At 63.9% G+C, this 14,515-nt stretch carries 22 protein-coding genes; 6 read left to right on the plus strand and 16 right to left on the minus strand.

Translation table 11 applies throughout. The annotated features are described in order from the left end of the window. Positions 1 to 20 precede the first annotated feature (20 nt). The 16 genes from L1787_RS16500 to L1787_RS16575 form a co-directional block, all read right to left on the minus strand. A complete protein-coding gene (locus L1787_RS16500) occupies positions 21 to 407 on the minus strand; it encodes a hypothetical protein (RefSeq protein WP_235709925.1) in 387 nt (128 codons plus the stop codon). Between the two features lie 11 nt (positions 408 to 418). Further along, a complete protein-coding gene (locus L1787_RS16505; protein WP_235709926.1) occupies positions 419 to 1,270 on the minus strand; it encodes a baseplate assembly protein in 852 nt (283 codons plus the stop codon). Continuing rightward, positions 1,267 to 1,644, minus strand: a complete 378-nt coding sequence (locus L1787_RS16510) for a GPW/gp25 family protein (protein WP_235709928.1) — start codon at positions 1,642 to 1,644, stop codon at positions 1,267 to 1,269. Before L1787_RS16510 ends, L1787_RS16505 begins: the two co-directional genes overlap by 4 nt. Positions 1,645 to 1,653: 9 nt before the next feature. Further along, entirely contained in the window at positions 1,654 to 1,869 is a 216-nt protein-coding gene (locus L1787_RS16515; protein WP_235709930.1) for a hypothetical protein, read from the minus strand. Between the two features lie 4 nt (positions 1,870 to 1,873). Continuing rightward, a complete protein-coding gene (locus tag L1787_RS16520; RefSeq protein ID WP_235709932.1) occupies positions 1,874 to 2,167 on the minus strand; it encodes a hypothetical protein in 294 nt (97 codons plus the stop codon). A gap of 9 nt (positions 2,168 to 2,176) precedes the next feature. Further along, positions 2,177 to 2,623 carry a phage baseplate assembly protein V gene (locus L1787_RS16525; protein WP_235709933.1) on the minus strand — a complete coding sequence of 149 codons (447 nt, stop codon included), beginning with the start codon at positions 2,621 to 2,623 and terminating at the stop codon, positions 2,177 to 2,179. Beyond that, complete coding sequence (locus tag L1787_RS16530) at positions 2,620 to 3,405, minus strand: hypothetical protein (RefSeq protein ID WP_235709935.1); 786 nt, start codon at positions 3,403 to 3,405, stop codon at positions 2,620 to 2,622. Before L1787_RS16530 ends, L1787_RS16525 begins: the two co-directional genes overlap by 4 nt. Further along, a complete protein-coding gene (locus tag L1787_RS16535) occupies positions 3,402 to 3,788 on the minus strand; it encodes a hypothetical protein (RefSeq protein WP_235709937.1) in 387 nt (128 codons plus the stop codon). Before L1787_RS16535 ends, L1787_RS16530 begins: the two co-directional genes overlap by 4 nt. Before the next feature lie 4 nt (positions 3,789 to 3,792). Further along, positions 3,793 to 4,101 carry a hypothetical protein gene (locus L1787_RS16540; RefSeq protein WP_235709938.1) on the minus strand — a complete coding sequence of 103 codons (309 nt, stop codon included), beginning with the start codon at positions 4,099 to 4,101 and terminating at the stop codon, positions 3,793 to 3,795. A gap of 36 nt (positions 4,102 to 4,137) precedes the next feature. Then, a complete protein-coding gene (locus L1787_RS16545) occupies positions 4,138 to 4,473 on the minus strand; it encodes a DUF2190 family protein (protein WP_235709940.1) in 336 nt (111 codons plus the stop codon). A gap of 75 nt (positions 4,474 to 4,548) precedes the next feature. Then, positions 4,549 to 6,633, minus strand: coding sequence for a ClpP-like prohead protease/major capsid protein fusion protein (locus tag L1787_RS16550; protein ID WP_235709941.1), 2,085 nt, complete (start codon positions 6,631 to 6,633; stop codon positions 4,549 to 4,551). Between the two features lie 69 nt (positions 6,634 to 6,702). Next, on the minus strand, positions 6,703 to 8,184 hold the full coding sequence (locus L1787_RS16555; protein WP_235709943.1) for a phage portal protein: 1,482 nt from the start codon (positions 8,182 to 8,184) through the stop codon (positions 6,703 to 6,705). Next, a complete protein-coding gene (locus tag L1787_RS16560) occupies positions 8,184 to 8,417 on the minus strand; it encodes a phage head-tail joining protein (RefSeq protein ID WP_235709945.1) in 234 nt (77 codons plus the stop codon). The genes L1787_RS16555 and L1787_RS16560 overlap by 1 nt, the downstream gene beginning before the upstream one ends. Position 8,418: 1 nt before the next feature. Beyond that, positions 8,419 to 10,260, minus strand: a complete 1,842-nt coding sequence (locus tag L1787_RS16565) for a phage terminase large subunit family protein (RefSeq protein ID WP_235709947.1) — start codon at positions 10,258 to 10,260, stop codon at positions 8,419 to 8,421. Further along, positions 10,250 to 10,711, minus strand: a complete 462-nt coding sequence (locus L1787_RS16570) for a type IV toxin-antitoxin system AbiEi family antitoxin domain-containing protein (RefSeq protein WP_235709949.1) — start codon at positions 10,709 to 10,711, stop codon at positions 10,250 to 10,252. Before L1787_RS16570 ends, L1787_RS16565 begins: the two co-directional genes overlap by 11 nt. Before the next feature lie 230 nt (positions 10,712 to 10,941). Then, positions 10,942 to 11,550, minus strand: coding sequence for a hypothetical protein (locus tag L1787_RS16575; protein WP_235709950.1), 609 nt, complete (start codon positions 11,548 to 11,550; stop codon positions 10,942 to 10,944). A gap of 120 nt (positions 11,551 to 11,670) precedes the next feature. Between L1787_RS16575 and L1787_RS16580 the strand changes: the two genes are divergently transcribed. The 6 genes from L1787_RS16580 to L1787_RS16605 all read left to right on the plus strand — a co-directional run bounded on the left by L1787_RS16580 (position 11,671) and on the right by L1787_RS16605 (position 14,476). After that, entirely contained in the window at positions 11,671 to 11,973 is a 303-nt protein-coding gene (locus L1787_RS16580; protein ID WP_235709952.1) for a molybdenum cofactor biosynthesis protein MoaE, read from the plus strand. A gap of 43 nt (positions 11,974 to 12,016) precedes the next feature. Beyond that, positions 12,017 to 12,457, plus strand: a complete 441-nt coding sequence (locus L1787_RS16585) for a hypothetical protein (RefSeq protein ID WP_235709953.1) — start codon at positions 12,017 to 12,019, stop codon at positions 12,455 to 12,457. 249 nt (positions 12,458 to 12,706) lie between these two features. Further along, positions 12,707 to 12,955: a type II toxin-antitoxin system RelE family toxin gene (locus tag L1787_RS16590; RefSeq protein WP_235709955.1), complete on the plus strand. Its 249-nt coding sequence runs from the start codon at positions 12,707 to 12,709 to the stop codon at positions 12,953 to 12,955. A 13-nt stretch (positions 12,956 to 12,968) separates the two neighbouring features. Continuing rightward, positions 12,969 to 13,310, plus strand: coding sequence for a helix-turn-helix transcriptional regulator (locus L1787_RS16595; RefSeq protein ID WP_235709957.1), 342 nt, complete (start codon positions 12,969 to 12,971; stop codon positions 13,308 to 13,310). Positions 13,311 to 13,467: 157 nt separating this feature from the next. After that, positions 13,468 to 13,944, plus strand: coding sequence for a hypothetical protein (locus tag L1787_RS16600; RefSeq protein ID WP_235709959.1), 477 nt, complete (start codon positions 13,468 to 13,470; stop codon positions 13,942 to 13,944). A 13-nt stretch (positions 13,945 to 13,957) separates the two neighbouring features. Continuing rightward, a complete protein-coding gene (locus L1787_RS16605) occupies positions 13,958 to 14,476 on the plus strand; it encodes a hypothetical protein (protein ID WP_235709960.1) in 519 nt (172 codons plus the stop codon). Positions 14,477 to 14,515 lie beyond the last annotated feature (39 nt).

Genomic DNA, 14,515 nt, shown 5'->3' on the forward strand with positions numbered 1-14,515 from the left:
GCCGAGAACCGCCTCGCTCGTTAGGCCGCTTCTTCGCCGTCAAGGATGGCGATTTCATTCGCGGTGGTCGTGAACCACTTCGAGCTCGTCGACGAAAAAGTCAGCGGCGTTTCCAGCGGCGCGACAATGCACAGAACACCATCGCCATCCGTGCCGCACCAATGGTTCGCTTCGACGGCGGCCACCGTGACGTTGCCGTCGCTGATCGGCGGAATGCCGGTGGCTCGGCCGGAGACCGATCCATCGGCAATGGTGGACGCGGTGACACCTGTCTTGTTCGCGACGGAATAGGTCGCGACGTCCCCATAGCTCGAGACCGCCTGGGAAAGCAGGTGGATCTCACTGATGTCGGCGATCATCGCGCTGAGAGCGGCGTTCGCATATTTGTCGTTTACCCAAACGGCCATTTTCGTCCTCTTTACTCGTCGCGCTCGGCGGCAACGGTGAGCGTGATAGCGCCCGCGCGAACGGCCTCGGTTTCATCGATAATGACGTCGCTGGCCGGCTCAGCGAGCACCACGCGCTCGACACCCTCCACCTGAAGGGCTCGGAACACCGAGGAGCGGCTGAGGTTTCGGCCGACCTTCTTGCGAAGGTTCAGCTCGTCGGTCAGAGCGTTGGTCGCCTCGGCCAGGAGGAGCGCGGCGTCGGGCCCAGGTCGAAGCACGAGCTCGGCCGTGACCTTCACCGGTACCAGCGTCGCCGCGACCACATTGACCACGTCCGTCAGCGGCCGGATGTCTCGATCCAAAAAGCGCGTCTGTACCGCGGCGATTTCTTCCGCGTTCGGCACACCATCGGCGGCGCCGAGGAGCGCAACGGTCACGTAACCCGGCGCCGTTCTGACCGCATTCGCGTCGAGCAGCGTCGGTGCTGCATCAAGCGCGTGATAGATGTAGGCGCCTTGCGGCCCGGCCGACGCGAACGCTTCGATGTGGAGATGGATTCGCTGGCGAAACGCCGCGTCCGTCTCCCCCTCTTTGCGGGCGACATTGTAGAGGGCCGCGAGATTGTCGAGATCGGCGCCGGTGGCGGTCGGGAACATCACGGCCCTCGCCGCCGCATTGACCCGCTCGCGGAGTTTTACCTCGCGAAGCGCCACGGCCTCGCAGAGCTTGATCACCGGTTCGGCTTCGACAAGCGCGGTGAAGGCCGGGTAGCGCGCGACGAAATCCGCAATGATCGCCTTCCTGATCGCCGCGGCCGGGACCGTTTCGACGATGTCCGGCACAGGCATCCGCGAAAGATCGACAGAGACAAATCGGGTCACAGCGTCACCGGGATCGTTAGGAGTTCCTGACCACTTTCCAGATCGATCACGTCGATGAGGATCTCGATCTCGCCGTTCGCCGCCGCCCCAGCCACTCGGACGCTCTTCACGAGCACGCGTGGATCCCAGCGCATCAGCGCGTCGTAGACGTCGATGATGATCGCGAGGATGGTCTCGGAGTTCAGCGGCTCATCGACGAGCCGATGATGCTTGGTGCCGTACTCGCGGATGGAGACCGTCTGACCGAAATTGTCGATGACATCGCCCGGCGAAACGCGTTCACCGATCCGGGTCCGAAAGAGATCAGCGATGCTTTGCTTGAGGTGCGCCGGTCCGGACAACGGCTGAAACGTCGTCGAGTCGAGGCCCAGCATTGCGCGGGATCAATCGGCCGGCTTCTTCGACGAACGCCCGCGCGGAACGCGCGGCCCCGGCGTCTTCGGCGACGCGATGTCGGCTCGCTTTTTGACGCGCTTCGCGAGCAAGAGGTACTTCGCCTGGCGCTCGGTGAGCTTCACGATCGCGCCCTCGTCGACCCAGCCGTTCGTGATCCCGAAGCCACCCTGACCGGGCAGCACTTCGTAGGACATGGTGGTCATGATCTCACCTTGGATGGATGTTGATTTTTGAGCTGCCGGCGACGCGAACGTGCCCGCATGTGTCAGCGTTTCCGTCGTGGTTGACGGGAATCCCCTGGATGCGAAACCAGCTCGCCCCGTTCGCCGTAACCCAATTGCCGGCACAATGGATCGGCACGAGCGGGCACGGCGGGTGCCCAGACCCGAGCGCCCCATCGACGGACAGGAGCCGTCCTTGATCGCGGACTTTCGATTGGGGCGTGGTCGTGACGATGCCGCCGCCATCGTTGGCGTCGCCGATCACGTGCACGATGGCCATGGCCGGCTCCTAGTAGACGTCGACTTGGTCGGCGTAGATCTTGAGGTGCCCGGTTCGGATCTCGATTTCGCCATCGCGCATGGTGAAGCTCGATGCCCCGACCACCTTCACGCTTTCCTCACCGGACTGGCTCGGCTGCCCATATGCCTCGCTGAAGCCCCCAGGCAGCACGAAGCCCTGCCCGGGCTCCCCGGAGGGCGAGACGAAGAGGACGCGCTGATCCTTCACCGGCGGATCCCATGTGCGCACACCCCCGGCGATCTCCATCCAGGGGACGAAATCAGTCGGAAGCCCTGCGGCCTCGACCTTTACCAGCCCCTCCTCCGGCTTAACCTCCAACACCCGCGCCTCGCGGAAGATGTTGTTAAGCCGCCGATCGTGCTGTTCGATCGCTGATTCCATGCGTGCAAGTTTCGCGGCGAGACGGCGGACCGCGTCCGCGTCTCCCGCGCTCATTCTGGTTCGCCCGGTTCGAGGACGGTCGCCTTGACGAGAACGCTGTCGACCGGCGCTCCATCAGGGGGCGCGATGCCGAGGCCTTTCGCGATCATCGCGCTCAGCCCATAGCGGTGGGCGATCTCTTTCCAGCCCTCCGACAGGTTGTTCGGATCATCGGTCCGGAGGCGCCCGGCGAACTCGTTACGGAACATCGCGGCAAAATCCTCGAGGAGGCCCTTCCCGCTCGCCTCCATCGCCTCGATGACCTCAAGCCATACCCCGCGGGGCGCGCCGTCAGGCACCGGCTCATGCAGCGGCATCACGTCGAGCGTCAGCTGTCGCGCAGCATATCGCGTCTTTCCCGAGCTCGTCGCCCGAAGCGAGCGAACGCGCGACCACCTCGCGGCGATCCTATCGAGACGCGCCGACCAGGGATTATCCGGGTCCATCAGCGCGACTCGAATTTGCCGCTCGATGAGATCGAGGAGCATCTCGATCATCTCGTCGGTCTGCGGACCGATGACGAACTCGTTCTCGTCGTTTTCGCCCTTCTGATTGGCTTGGACGGAGATTTCGAAGACCAGAGAGACCGGACCGGGGTTCGACAGAGCACCGAGCCCGTCGATCTCCATCGTGCTGTCGTCGGTGTAGACGACGACGAACGGAGCGCGCTTCTCGTCGCCGCTGAACACGCGCTCGATGATGCCGATCTCGCTGTCGAACACCTCGTCGCCGACGAAGGTCCGATTGATGATCGCCTCTTTCGCGCAAATGCGAAGGGCTGCTCGCGCGAGGCTCATACCGGCGTCACCAGGATCTCGGCTCGACCGGAATACCGCGCGATGCTGCTGACCTCGAATGCCGGTGGTCCGGGGCGATCGATGGCGACGATCCGATCACCGTCCCGCAGATCGTAGGGCGGCATCAAAGGGAGCTGGATGAAGATCTTCGCGCTGTCCGCTTCCATGTCGCCCTCCCAGCGCCGGCCGATGAAATTGCCGCGTTCGATCGTGCCGACATCGATTTTCAACAGGCCGCGGGTGACGAAGGCCGGGCGCGTGGCGTCAGAGCCCGGCCGCTCACCTTTGCCGCTCCGCACTTGCGGATCGATCCGGATCTGCTCGGAGAACACGCGGTCAATTGCGCGATCGGCGAGGCGCTCCATGGCGAACCAGTTGGCCATGGCGTCAGCCGCGAATGGCCTTGATGATCTCGGCCTTCGTGTCGGTGCGCTTCACCTCGACGCCGAGGGTTTCGGCTTCGGCGAGAAGCTCTTCCTTCGTCATGTCGTCGAGCCCATCGGGCTCGTCACCGGAGCCGCCCCCGACGTTCGTCGAGCCCTCGGCGCCGTCGGCCGGCTCGATGCTTCCGGCCATCAGCGGGAACTCTGCCTCGATCTCGGTCAGATCGACCAGTTCGCCAGCCTCACGAGCGGCGCCGCCGAGATAGGGGCGGCCGGAGAGAACCACGTACGTCTGTCGCGGAAGTTTGGCCATCCGGCCCTCCTATCGGTCTTGAGCTAGGTCAGCCGGTCAGGCGGCCGCGCCGTTCAGGCGCACGACGCCGGTCGCGGACGGGTTCGCCGCAGCGGCCAGCGCGACGCCGATCAGCGTGTTGTCGGTCGCGGTCGTCGTGGCGACCTTGTTGTCGTCGTCCCAATAAACCTTCGCGCCGACCGTCCAGGCCTGCGCCGAGGTCTTCGGGAGCGTGTAGACGCCCGTGGTCTTGAACTGGGCCTTGGTGTCGCCGCTCGCATAGCCGGCCACGGCCACGCCGAACAGCGAGCCGACGAGAGCACCAGCACCGGAGGCAACGTCGTAGGGCGCAGGCATGGTGACCGTGTCGCCGTTCTGGATGAAGTTCTTCATGGCAGTGTTTCCCAAGCGGAATGTCAGGAGAGGACGGCCGGCGCGGTTAGCGCACCGGCCAGGTCATGCCCAGGCTCAGGAGCCGGCGTTCTTGTAAAGCGCGAGCCACCCCATGGCCTTCACGCCGGCGTCGATCCGAACCTTGAACTCGACACCGTCGACGTTCCAGCCGGGGCGCTGCTCCAGCAGCGGCTGATCGTTGCCGTTGAGATAGGCGACCTCGATCGTGTCATAGGTGTTCGGGTCGCCGGCGAGATACCAAGCCGTCGTCGACGCCGCGTCGAGGCGCGGGTCGGAGATCACCTCGGACATCGCGCGAACCGAGTTCGGCTTCTGGAGCTTGTCGCTGTCGTGATCGAACTCGCTGTTCATCAGGACCTTGGCCGCACCTTCGAGGGCCACGGGAACGAGGAAGTAGCGGGGACGAATACCAAGGGCGTGGGCGACGCCGTCCGGATCCTTCTGGAGCGACATGGCGGAGCGCGCCGCATCGAGCGAGGCGACCGACGGCGCGGCCGCCGAGCCGGCGAGGTTGTTGTGGCTGGCGTGGAAGAGCGCCGTCCCGTCCGACATCGTCGGGTTCGCCGTAAGAACCGCATAGACGAGATTGCCGATCGTGCGGCGCGCGGCGCGGCCCATGCGCTGCGGGACGCGCGTCATGACGCTCATGTCGTCGTTCACGATCGCCTGGCGCGTGATCGCGAAGAGCGAGCCGAACGTCGCGAGCTGGATCTTCTCGCCGCGATCGCCGATCGTCGCGTGCTTGTATTCGGCGCCTTCCGGCACCTCTCTCAGCGCGGGGTAGAGGCCGAGATCGATGCGCGTGACTTCCTTGAAGTCGTTCAGCACACCGCGGGCCGTCCAACGCTCGAACGTCTCCTCGACCTCGGCGTAGCCCTTGAGCATCGATTTGTTCGCCACGTTCGCGAGGATGTTCGCGAAATCGGACGTCGAGTGCATCCCCGATTCCATGGAGATGCCGAGGGCGTGGCCGGCCATCGTGAGCGGATCGCTCGTCGCCGCGAGATCCTTGCGGTCCCGGTTGAGGAGATAGGCGCGGCCGAGTTCCTTGAGCGACATGTTGGTGAACTCGTTCACCTCGCCGCCCTCCATCCCCGCTTTGTGTAGGAGAGAGCGCGTCACACCTTCGCGGAAACGGTCCGTGCCGTCGGCGGTCACCTCGATCTTCGGAACCGCGGCCTCCTCCTGCGGAGTCCGGCCGGCGATCATGTCGATGATCAGATCACGGGCGCGCATCTCGTCGTTGTCGGCCTTTGCGATGACCTCGAACGTCTCGTCCGAGGAGAGCTTCGCCGAGCGGCAGCGGCTCATGATCGCCATCGTCGCGTCGCGCACCGTCGGCGCCGCCTTCGTGGGTTCGTCCTTCAATTCGTTCTCCGGCGCCTGTGCGACCACCGCGGCCGCCTGCTCGGCGGGGTTCGGCTCGCGCTGCTTCGTGACGAGTTCGGCATTGGGGACACCCGCCGCCGCGTTCGGATCGGCCATTCCGGCCTCCTTCATCTGCGCGGCGGGTGACGCCGCGGGGTGGGCAGGAAGCGACCGCATCGCCGCCTGCGGAATGGTCTCGGGGGTGTTGCGGTAGGCCCCGTAATCGAAGGCCGCGACGGCATCGGCGGGGGTCTCTGCAAGGTCCGTCGCGAAGCCTTCCGCGACGGCTTCCTCCGCGTTGAACCACGTCTCGGCAAGCATCAGCGCGCGGACATGCTCGACGGTCTGGCCGGACCGGGCGGCATAGACGGCCGCGATCGTGTTTCCGAGGCGATCGAGGAGCGCGGCGCTCTTGCGATGGACTTCGGCGGGCCCGATCGTGATCGAGCTCGGATCGTGGATCATCATCTGCGCGCCTTCGCGCATTATCCGAAGGTCGCCAGCCATCGCGATGTAGCTCGCCGCCGAGGCCGCAATTCCGTCGATGTAGACCGTGACCTCGCCGGGATGGGCTTTGAGCGCGTTGAAGATCGTCGTGCCTTCCCACACGTTGCCGCCGCCGGAGTTGAGGCGGACAGTGAGATCTTCGGGCCCGTGCTCGGCGAGCGCCTCGACAACCTCCCGCGCCGTGAAGCCCGATCCGTCGCCCCAGATGTCGCCAACACCCCCGAACAAGATCAGCTCGTCGTCGACGAGCAACCGGTGAGCCATCAGGCATCCCTCCAAAAGAAAAGGCGGCCCGTGGGAGCCGCCCCGTCGCGCTGCATCGTTCCGCGCGGTCTACTGTTGAGCATCGCCGCCGGTGTCGCCCTGGTAGAGACCGGCCTGCGAGACGCGACGGGAATCGCTGTCGAAAATCAGACCAGCCTCGTCGGCGGCGGCATTGTCCGCAATCTGCTCGGCCATGAGGTCGTCAGGATCGAACCCGAGCTTGCGTTGTTCGTGTGAGCGTGACGACAGTCCACCACGGATCGCCGCGACGGCGGCCGGCACCTCAAGGGTCGGATTGATCATCTCGCGACGCGGCGACGTCCACCACACAGAGGCCGGAGCATTGTTCCCCGTCACGAGAACAGCGCCGGCGAGAAACCACCGCGCGACCGGATGGCAGAACTGCGGGATCAGCATGTGCTCGCGCCAGGCATCGATCGAGCGCTGGAACTCCAGCCACCCCATGCGGCCCGACGAGAAGTTGACGTTCGACAGATCCCCCGTGAGAGCCTCGTAGCTGATCCCCATCCCCGCGGCGATCTCGCGATAGCCGGCCCGCATATAGTCGACGAAGCCGTCGACCTTCGGAGGGTCGCCGAACTCGATGCTTTCGCCGGGCTCCAGATAGCGGATCATGCCCGGCGTCATCTGCTCGACCGGGTACGGATCGCGATCGGACTCCGCCGCGTTCTGCGGCTCGTCGGTCGTCGTGACGAAGGCCGCATAGCAGGCGGCGATTTTCTGGCGCATCAACTGCGCGTCGGCAAAATCCGCGATATCCCGAAGGCGGACGATCACCGGGGCGAACCATGTCACGCCCCGCGCCTGTGATGCTCGGTCGGGCCGGAAAATGTGAGCGACCATTTCAGCCGGCACGCGGGACGATTTCTGAAGCCCGGTCGTGAGCGACGCCGCGCCGGGATGCTCCCGAAACAGGTGATAGGCAACGCGCCGATTAAGGCGGTCGAACTCGATGCCGCGGTGCGCGAGATTGCCGTTCGGCAGCCGACCGTGAACGCTCTCGTCGAGGTGATCCGGCTCCAACACTTGGAGCTGGAACGGGACCGCTAGTCCATCCTCGGCGCGACGCGGCCGCATGCGGACCAAACACTCGCCCGACTCGATCACCGTCTGCATCACGAGGTTCTGGATGCCATAGAGGGTATGCACCCCATCGGCGTCGATGTCCGTCGTGTCGAAGTGGAGCTTCATCAGCTCCTCGAGCGCGGCCCGTGCCGTGTCAGACGGGCTTTGCGCGCTCGGCAGGATGCCGGTCCCAACGACGTTGTGGGCGATCACCTGTTTGATCCGAGCCGCGTGCGGATTGTTGCGGCTCATGTCGCGCGCGACGTCGCGCAGCCGCTGTCCGCTCACACCGATCTCGGCATTGGCGTCCGACGGGACCGCGCGCCATCCTTGCGTTCGCCGGCTGATAGCAGCGCCATCGTAGGCCATTCGCACGTGGTCGAAGGCGGCGGCCTGGGCGCGCGCCCGAGCAGCCGATGCCTTGCCGCCGCGGAGGAGATCGAGGGCCCGATCGACGATGCCCATCAATAGAACCCGCTGGAGAACGTCGTGACGGTCGTGTTGCTCGGCAACGCCATTCCGAGCTCCGCCTTGATCTTGCGCATCTCCGAGCGCATCTCGGCACGCGATCGATATTCGACCTCGCGGCGCGTCCCGCCGCTGTGGAACACGATCCGCTGGGCGCCGGATGCGAGCGCCTCCTCGAGCGATCCAAGCCACTCGCGCAGCAGCGCTTCCCGTTCGGGCGTCAAAACCATTTCACCGCCCTCCCCAGAAGTCTTGCGTGTTGCCGAGCCATGAACCGCGCGAACCCGCCCTCCCCTTCGTTGGGCCGGCGGCGACGTCATCCGGTGTCGAAAGTTTTCCGCGCCGCTCATCGGCGTTGATGCGGACGAAGGTCTTCGCCGCGATCGCGTAGACCACGCAGTCGAGCGCTTCCGCGCGACGACCTTTGATCCGCTCGAAGCGGCGTTGCGGTTGCCCGCGGCTATACCGGACGACGAGCTTTTCCGAGGCGAGTTGCTCGTACCAGGACGACGGCAACGATCGCGAGAACCGGATGCGGCGGCCTGATTGGAGCCACCCCATCAACATGGTCTTGACCGTGTCGACGCCGACAATGATGAAGCGACCACCGCCCTTGATCTTCTGCTTCGAGAACTCGGCCGGCGCCCGCTTGAAGCCCTCAACGCCCTTGTGGGCGAAAATCTTCCGGCGAGCCCGCGGGAACGCGAAGCTATAGACGTGCGGCTGATGGTTGCCGTCCGAGGAGTCCACGCACGCGGCGTCGATCCCGATCATGCCTCCCAGCGGATGACGCCACCGGGATTTGAGGAGCTCGTCGAGCTCGTGCCAGACGCCCTCGTCCGCATAGGCGCCCCAGATGATGAAATGGGCAAGCACGAACACCGTGCCGTCCTCGGCGTGGCCGAGAATGGTGATCTCGATCCGGTCGTCTTGGACGTCGCAGCCCGCGGTGATCGCGAGCACGGCCTCCGGGATAGGAAGGCGCTCGTCGCCGACGAGTTCGTTGAGACCGAACGGCTCCGCCCGCGCTTCGAGCTCAACCTCGCTGAGATCCTCGCCCTCGCCTCGCCAACCTTGGCCGAGGATCGTGTTGACGAACGTCTGAAGCTCGCCGGGATCCTGCTTCGCCGTGACGAACTCGGCCGCGAGCTTCCCCCACGCCGCGTTCGGAGCGAGCGAAACCAACGCGTTGAGGTGGAACCCGGCGTGACGCTCGACGTGCGGCGCCAGCGCCCGCCACCGTCCGCCGGCCACCATGCGCGGCTTGAAGCGCTCCTCGATGAGGTCCCGGCAATGCGGGCAGCGGAACGCGGCCGCACCGGGGTCATCGCCCCACTCGATGTGCTCCCATTCGATCATCGTGAAGTGGCCGCATGACGGGCACGGCACCTCATAGATTCGCTGGTCGGAGTCTCGATAGGACCGAAGGACCGCAGACGTTTCCTCGATCGTCGGCGTCGACCCGATGATGATCTTGCGGTCGGGCTCGTTCAGAGTGCGCCGCTCGGCAAGCCTGATCGGCGAGCCTTCTTTCGTCATCTCCATCCCGTCTGCTTCATCGATCAGAAGCACACGGACGTTGTGTCGGCGAAGATTGCGAGGCGCCTTTGCCGGGACGACCTTCAAAAATCCGCCAGGAAATCGGCGATGATAAAGCGTGTTGCGCCCACTCTCATCAGCCTCCGCCGATAAGCGGCCAGCCAACTCCTCAGACGCATCAAAGATCGGCTCGACGTCCGAGACCATGTAGTCGCGGCAGTCATCCTCGGTCGGCAACAACGTCATGATCGGCGCCGGATCGTTGACGACGAACGAGGCGATCGCGCTTGTGAGGAGCGTGGTGAACCCAACGCGCACCGGCTTCACGAGCGTCACACGCTCATAAGCCCGGTCGCCAATCGCATCGGCGATCTCACGCTGGAAGGCCCACAGCCTCACCTTGCCGGGCAAGGACGAAACGCCTTCGGGCAGCTCGATCGTATCCTCGATCCATTCCGACAAGCGAAGACGCCCCGGCGGAACGAGGGCCCGCAGGGCCTCGCGCGCCACCTCCTCAACCAGATCATGCGGCATCGGCCGCCTCCGTCAGCGCCAGGCGGATCTCCTCGTCGATCAGGTCCACGTCCTCGCGCGTCAGGTGCGGACGCTGCGCCCGGACCCGAGACGGAACCGCCCGCATTCGCGCGCTCACATTCCGCAAAATCGTCGACCACCGAGAGAGGACTTCCTCACGGGGAAGCGCCTCTTTCCGAGCCACGAGGTTCTTGATCGCCTGCGCCTCACGCTGCTCCCGAGCGAGAAGCGCTCGCTCTTCGGTGAGGTTGAGCTTCTGGTCCGCCCCCGCCGATCGGCCAGCAGCAATGCCGCGGATATGCTCGCAGTAGGCTTTGACGCAGGGCTCAAGCTGATAGCGCCCGCGCGCGTTTCTTTCGATGATCCCCCGCTCGGCCAGCTCCCGCACCATGCGGTCGCTCACCCCGAGCCAGCGCCCGAGCTCACGAGCCCCTACAAGCCCATCGCTCATTTGCGGTGGAACCCCCCTTGAAAAACCTTCAGCGAGCGAAATCCTGCGGTGACGCGACCCCGCGGCCTGGCCCTTTGAGGGAGGACCCGCGCGCACCGGGTGCGCTTACTGTTGTGTTGTAAGGGGCAGCAGCGAGCCCCAAAGGCGCACCGAGCGCGCACCTCAACCTGACGTAGGTTGAAACCCCGCGATCTGGGGCACCACACACCCCACCACACAACCCAAGGGGGTCACGAGAACGCCCCTCCGGTGAGCTTGACGATCCGCCCCGCGAGGTTGGCCTGAATGATGGGTAGCCCAGCGTGGAAGGCCTGGGCGCTCTGGTCCTTCACCGCCTCCTCTGCGGGTGCTGGGCCGAAGATGTTATGGACCGGCTTGTCAGGCCAGAAGGTCTTGAACTTGCCGAAGCGCTGCTCGGAGTAAGCGAAGGTGCGCTTCTTGTCCCACACGGTCGCGGTGACGCGTCCCTTGGCGAGGCCGGGGTTCGGCCAATTGCCGAAGCGGCCATAGGCGTCACGCGGCTGCCTCGAGCGATCGCGCCCCTTCCGGCTGCGGATGGACTTGAGGTCCGTCGGCTGCACGCCGGTGCCTGAGACCTGGATGGTCCAGGACATCGACCCTTCGCCCTCAGCGTAGAAGTCCACCGTGCGACCGTCGATGACGCGCTTTTTGATAGAGGTCTGCTCGGTGAGGGCTTTCTTGACCTGCGTGGTGGTCTTGCGTCCGCCGCTGATGAGGGACCGTTTGAGCTCAGACCGCCCACGCTTCCCGAGCGCGTCGACCGCCTGCATGAGACGTTCGTGGCCATCGCCTTCGAGCTTGATGGTGATGCCGGCCATGGGTCACCTCCAAACGCAATAAATTCCGATTTTCCTGCGATTTTCCCCTTGCACTTATGGGCTACAGCCCATATATTGAGGGTGTCAACAGGGCACTGCGCCCACACAGGAGGTTGACCGATGGAAACCAAGATCATCATCCCGGTTCTCGACAACGACGGCTCCGACAACGCGGCCGTTCTCGACCGCACCATCCGCACCGTGTGCGGCCTCTTCGGCGGCGCCACCGTCTACGCCGCGAAGGGCTACTGGCTCAACGACGAAGGCCGCCTCTATGAGGACGCCGTCTCGGTCGTCGTGTCCTACTCCACCAACGATGAGGCGATGGACTCGCTTCGGGCGCTCGCCCGCGAGGTTCTCGACCTCACCGATCAGGAGGCGGTCTTCATCTCCGTCGGCGGATCGGCCGAAATCATCGAATAACAGAGAGGGGCTTCGGCCCCTCCACCACCTTGGAGAAGCCACCATGCCTATTGCGATTGTGTTCCGCGAGGATGGAAGCATCCCCGCAATCTATAGCGAGAAGACCGACGCGCTCCTGGCAGCCCGGTTGGGCGAGCTTCCAGGCGCCCCGGAGAAGGCCGATGCCAAGACGTTGCGCGCATGGCTCTATACCCTGCCCGAGCCGTCCGGCTGGTTCGCCTCAGTGGACGAGGCGCGCTCGCTGCTCGCCCGATCGCGGCAAGAGCCCGCGATGCAGAAAGACGAGCTGCGCCATATCCGCGAGACGCTCGGGATGACCCGTGCGGAGTTCGCCGACGCGCTCGGCTTCAAGGGCAACGACAACACCCGCCACAAGCAGGTGTTCGAGATGGAGTCGGGATCGAAGCCGATCATGCCCGAGCGAGCCCGCCGCGCTCGATCGCTCCTCGCCGAGCATTGGGTGAGCGAGGGCGCGGAACGGTAGTCGATAGGGTTGGGCGGCTTCGGCCGATTGAGGCGCATGAAACCCGCACGGGACACCTCGCGCATCGGCCGCGTGTCCTGCCCGCCGCCCGCGGGGCCCAGGTGGAGCGCCCCGTGCTTCTTCACACCAGCGAGGCGCGGCGATCACCTGCCTTTACTCGCCCCCGCTTGAGCGAGACGCCGGCCATTCCGTGTAACTTTCCGTTACCTTTCGATTGACCCCCATGTATCTGTGAGATACATTATTGACATGAGGTCAATCACCTACACCAAGGCCGCGACCAAGACCCTCCGGAAAATGCCGGCCAACGAGGCCAAGCGCATCCGGGCCAAGATCGAGGCCTATGCAGTGGATCCGGCATCAGTGGCCAACAACGTGAAGGCGCTTCAGAACAGCCCTTACATTCGCCTCCGGGTCGGCGATTGGCGGGTGATCATGCAGGACGGCGACGTGCTCATGATCGTCAAGGTCGGGGCCCGCGGCAGCGTCTACGAGTAAGGAGGCATCGAACATGAGCGACACCGTCACCATTCCCCGCGAGGAGTATGAGCGCCTTCTCGCCATTGCCGAGGACGCGAAGGACATTGCCGACGCGGACCGCATCGTTGCCGCCGTCTCGAGCGGCGACGAGGAGACCATCCCCGCCGAGTATGTGAACCGCATGGTCGATGGAGAGAGCCCGCTCCGCGTTTTTCGCGATCTGCGGGGCTTCACTCAGGCTCACCTGGCAGAACTGTCAGGCGTCAACCGGGTGATGATCGCCAACATCGAGGCCGGCAAGCGTTCGGGCTCCATCGAGACGATGAAACGTCTGGCGACGGCGCTATCCCTGACGGTGGACGACCTGATCTGAAGGACTCTCCGCCCCGCGGGAATTCCATTGATCATGCGCCGTCATGCCGCCCAATGAGGCACGAGATCGCAACCAGCGTCTGCGGAACTCACAGCCCGGACATTGACACTTCGGATGGTGGCAAAGAGGGTATCAACCCGAATACTGGATAGATATTATGCACAAAATGACTTTGCTAGCGGCCATCGTCGGCGCTCTGCTTTCGTCGACCGCCTCCGCACAAGAGTTTCAACCGCTTTCGGAATACATCGAACGTCCGCCGGAAGATCAGGTTTCGAGCTACATCTTTGAACGCTGCGCGGGCCTCTACCAAGGCATCCTCGCGTACAACCCAACGCGAATGACTGATGAGGTAAGCGAGAGATTTGAACAATCAATTGCCATCGTGGCCCTAGTGGCAGTTAAGCTGAGGGAGAAAGCCTCCATCACAGAAACACCGCCAGATGTGCTGACGAACTCGACTGCAAACGACATCGTCAGAATTGCAGAAATTTATCTGGACCGGATAAAAAACAATTATGCGACGACCGGGCAAGCTTTCGCTGATGACGCCCTCATTACAGGTGATTTAGACACGTGCCGACAGATCACAGAGATTTTCCGGGGCATCATCCCTCCCGACGCCTTGAAGTGATCTGAGCACTGAATTGACCGTAGAAATCTGGCCCATCGTCCAAGGCGTGTGCGCTGTTTTCGGAGCAGGTGCCTCACTCGCTCTATTGGTGGACAGGCTATCAAAAAGCCGGCCATCCGCTTACATTATCGCGAAGACCCTCGGGCCCGATGACCGCCGATGGCCATTTATCCGCGTGACGAACAATTCGGATAGACCAATCTTGGTCTCCTTTGAGAATGCCGAAGACCGGCCGATTGGCCTTTCTATCGACAATTCGATCGATGCGATCGCCGCCACACTATTGGATAACATTTCAAGGATCCATGTGGATGGTAAGGCGCACCGGGATATTCAAATCATAATCCATCCTCGGCTTTCGCGAGAGGATCATTTGACCTGCGTATTGAAGTGGCGTTGGGCACAGCTCCCACGATGGCGCCGCAACCTGCGAGAGGACCTTTTAAACAAATATGGGTCCACCCTCGAGATTAGTTTCACCGCACGCCAACTCGATCTACTGCGCGAGGATGAACTTTTTTCAGATAGCTGAACCTACTCCATAGGGTTCGACATCTGACCGCCACCTGAG

The sequence above is a fragment of the Acuticoccus kalidii genome, assembly GCF_021556395.1.
Lineage (GTDB): Bacteria > Pseudomonadota > Alphaproteobacteria > Rhizobiales > Amorphaceae > Acuticoccus > Acuticoccus kalidii.

What these genes read in the sequence shown, in the direction of transcription:
- L1787_RS16500 (WP_235709925.1), bottom strand. Translation starts at nt 407, where the DNA reads ATGGCCGTTTGGGTAAACGACAAATATGCGAACGCCGCTCTCAGCGCG.
- L1787_RS16510 (WP_235709928.1), bottom strand. Translation starts at nt 1,644, where the DNA reads ATGCTGGGCCTCGACTCGACGACGTTTCAGCCGTTGTCCGGACCGGCG.
- L1787_RS16515 (WP_235709930.1), bottom strand. Translation starts at nt 1,869, where the DNA reads ATGACCACCATGTCCTACGAAGTGCTGCCCGGTCAGGGTGGCTTCGGG.
- L1787_RS16520 (WP_235709932.1), bottom strand. Translation starts at nt 2,167, where the DNA reads ATGGCCATCGTGCACGTGATCGGCGACGCCAACGATGGCGGCGGCATC.
- L1787_RS16525 (WP_235709933.1), bottom strand. Translation starts at nt 2,623, where the DNA reads ATGAGCGCGGGAGACGCGGACGCGGTCCGCCGTCTCGCCGCGAAACTT.
- L1787_RS16530 (WP_235709935.1), bottom strand. Translation starts at nt 3,405, where the DNA reads ATGAGCCTCGCGCGAGCAGCCCTTCGCATTTGCGCGAAAGAGGCGATC.
- L1787_RS16535 (WP_235709937.1), bottom strand. Translation starts at nt 3,788, where the DNA reads ATGGCCAACTGGTTCGCCATGGAGCGCCTCGCCGATCGCGCAATTGAC.
- L1787_RS16540 (WP_235709938.1), bottom strand. Translation starts at nt 4,101, where the DNA reads ATGGCCAAACTTCCGCGACAGACGTACGTGGTTCTCTCCGGCCGCCCC.
- L1787_RS16545 (WP_235709940.1), bottom strand. Translation starts at nt 4,473, where the DNA reads ATGAAGAACTTCATCCAGAACGGCGACACGGTCACCATGCCTGCGCCC.
- L1787_RS16550 (WP_235709941.1), bottom strand. Translation starts at nt 6,633, where the DNA reads ATGGCTCACCGGTTGCTCGTCGACGACGAGCTGATCTTGTTCGGGGGT.
- L1787_RS16555 (WP_235709943.1), bottom strand. Translation starts at nt 8,184, where the DNA reads ATGGGCATCGTCGATCGGGCCCTCGATCTCCTCCGCGGCGGCAAGGCA.
- L1787_RS16560 (WP_235709945.1), bottom strand. Translation starts at nt 8,417, where the DNA reads ATGGTTTTGACGCCCGAACGGGAAGCGCTGCTGCGCGAGTGGCTTGGA.
- L1787_RS16565 (WP_235709947.1), bottom strand. Translation starts at nt 10,260, where the DNA reads ATGCCGCATGATCTGGTTGAGGAGGTGGCGCGCGAGGCCCTGCGGGCC.
- L1787_RS16570 (WP_235709949.1), bottom strand. Translation starts at nt 10,711, where the DNA reads ATGAGCGATGGGCTTGTAGGGGCTCGTGAGCTCGGGCGCTGGCTCGGG.
- L1787_RS16575 (WP_235709950.1), bottom strand. Translation starts at nt 11,550, where the DNA reads ATGGCCGGCATCACCATCAAGCTCGAAGGCGATGGCCACGAACGTCTC.
- L1787_RS16580 (WP_235709952.1), top strand. Translation starts at nt 11,671, where the DNA reads ATGGAAACCAAGATCATCATCCCGGTTCTCGACAACGACGGCTCCGAC.
- L1787_RS16585 (WP_235709953.1), top strand. Translation starts at nt 12,017, where the DNA reads ATGCCTATTGCGATTGTGTTCCGCGAGGATGGAAGCATCCCCGCAATC.
- L1787_RS16590 (WP_235709955.1), top strand. Translation starts at nt 12,707, where the DNA reads ATGAGGTCAATCACCTACACCAAGGCCGCGACCAAGACCCTCCGGAAA.
- L1787_RS16595 (WP_235709957.1), top strand. Translation starts at nt 12,969, where the DNA reads ATGAGCGACACCGTCACCATTCCCCGCGAGGAGTATGAGCGCCTTCTC.
- L1787_RS16600 (WP_235709959.1), top strand. Translation starts at nt 13,468, where the DNA reads ATGCACAAAATGACTTTGCTAGCGGCCATCGTCGGCGCTCTGCTTTCG.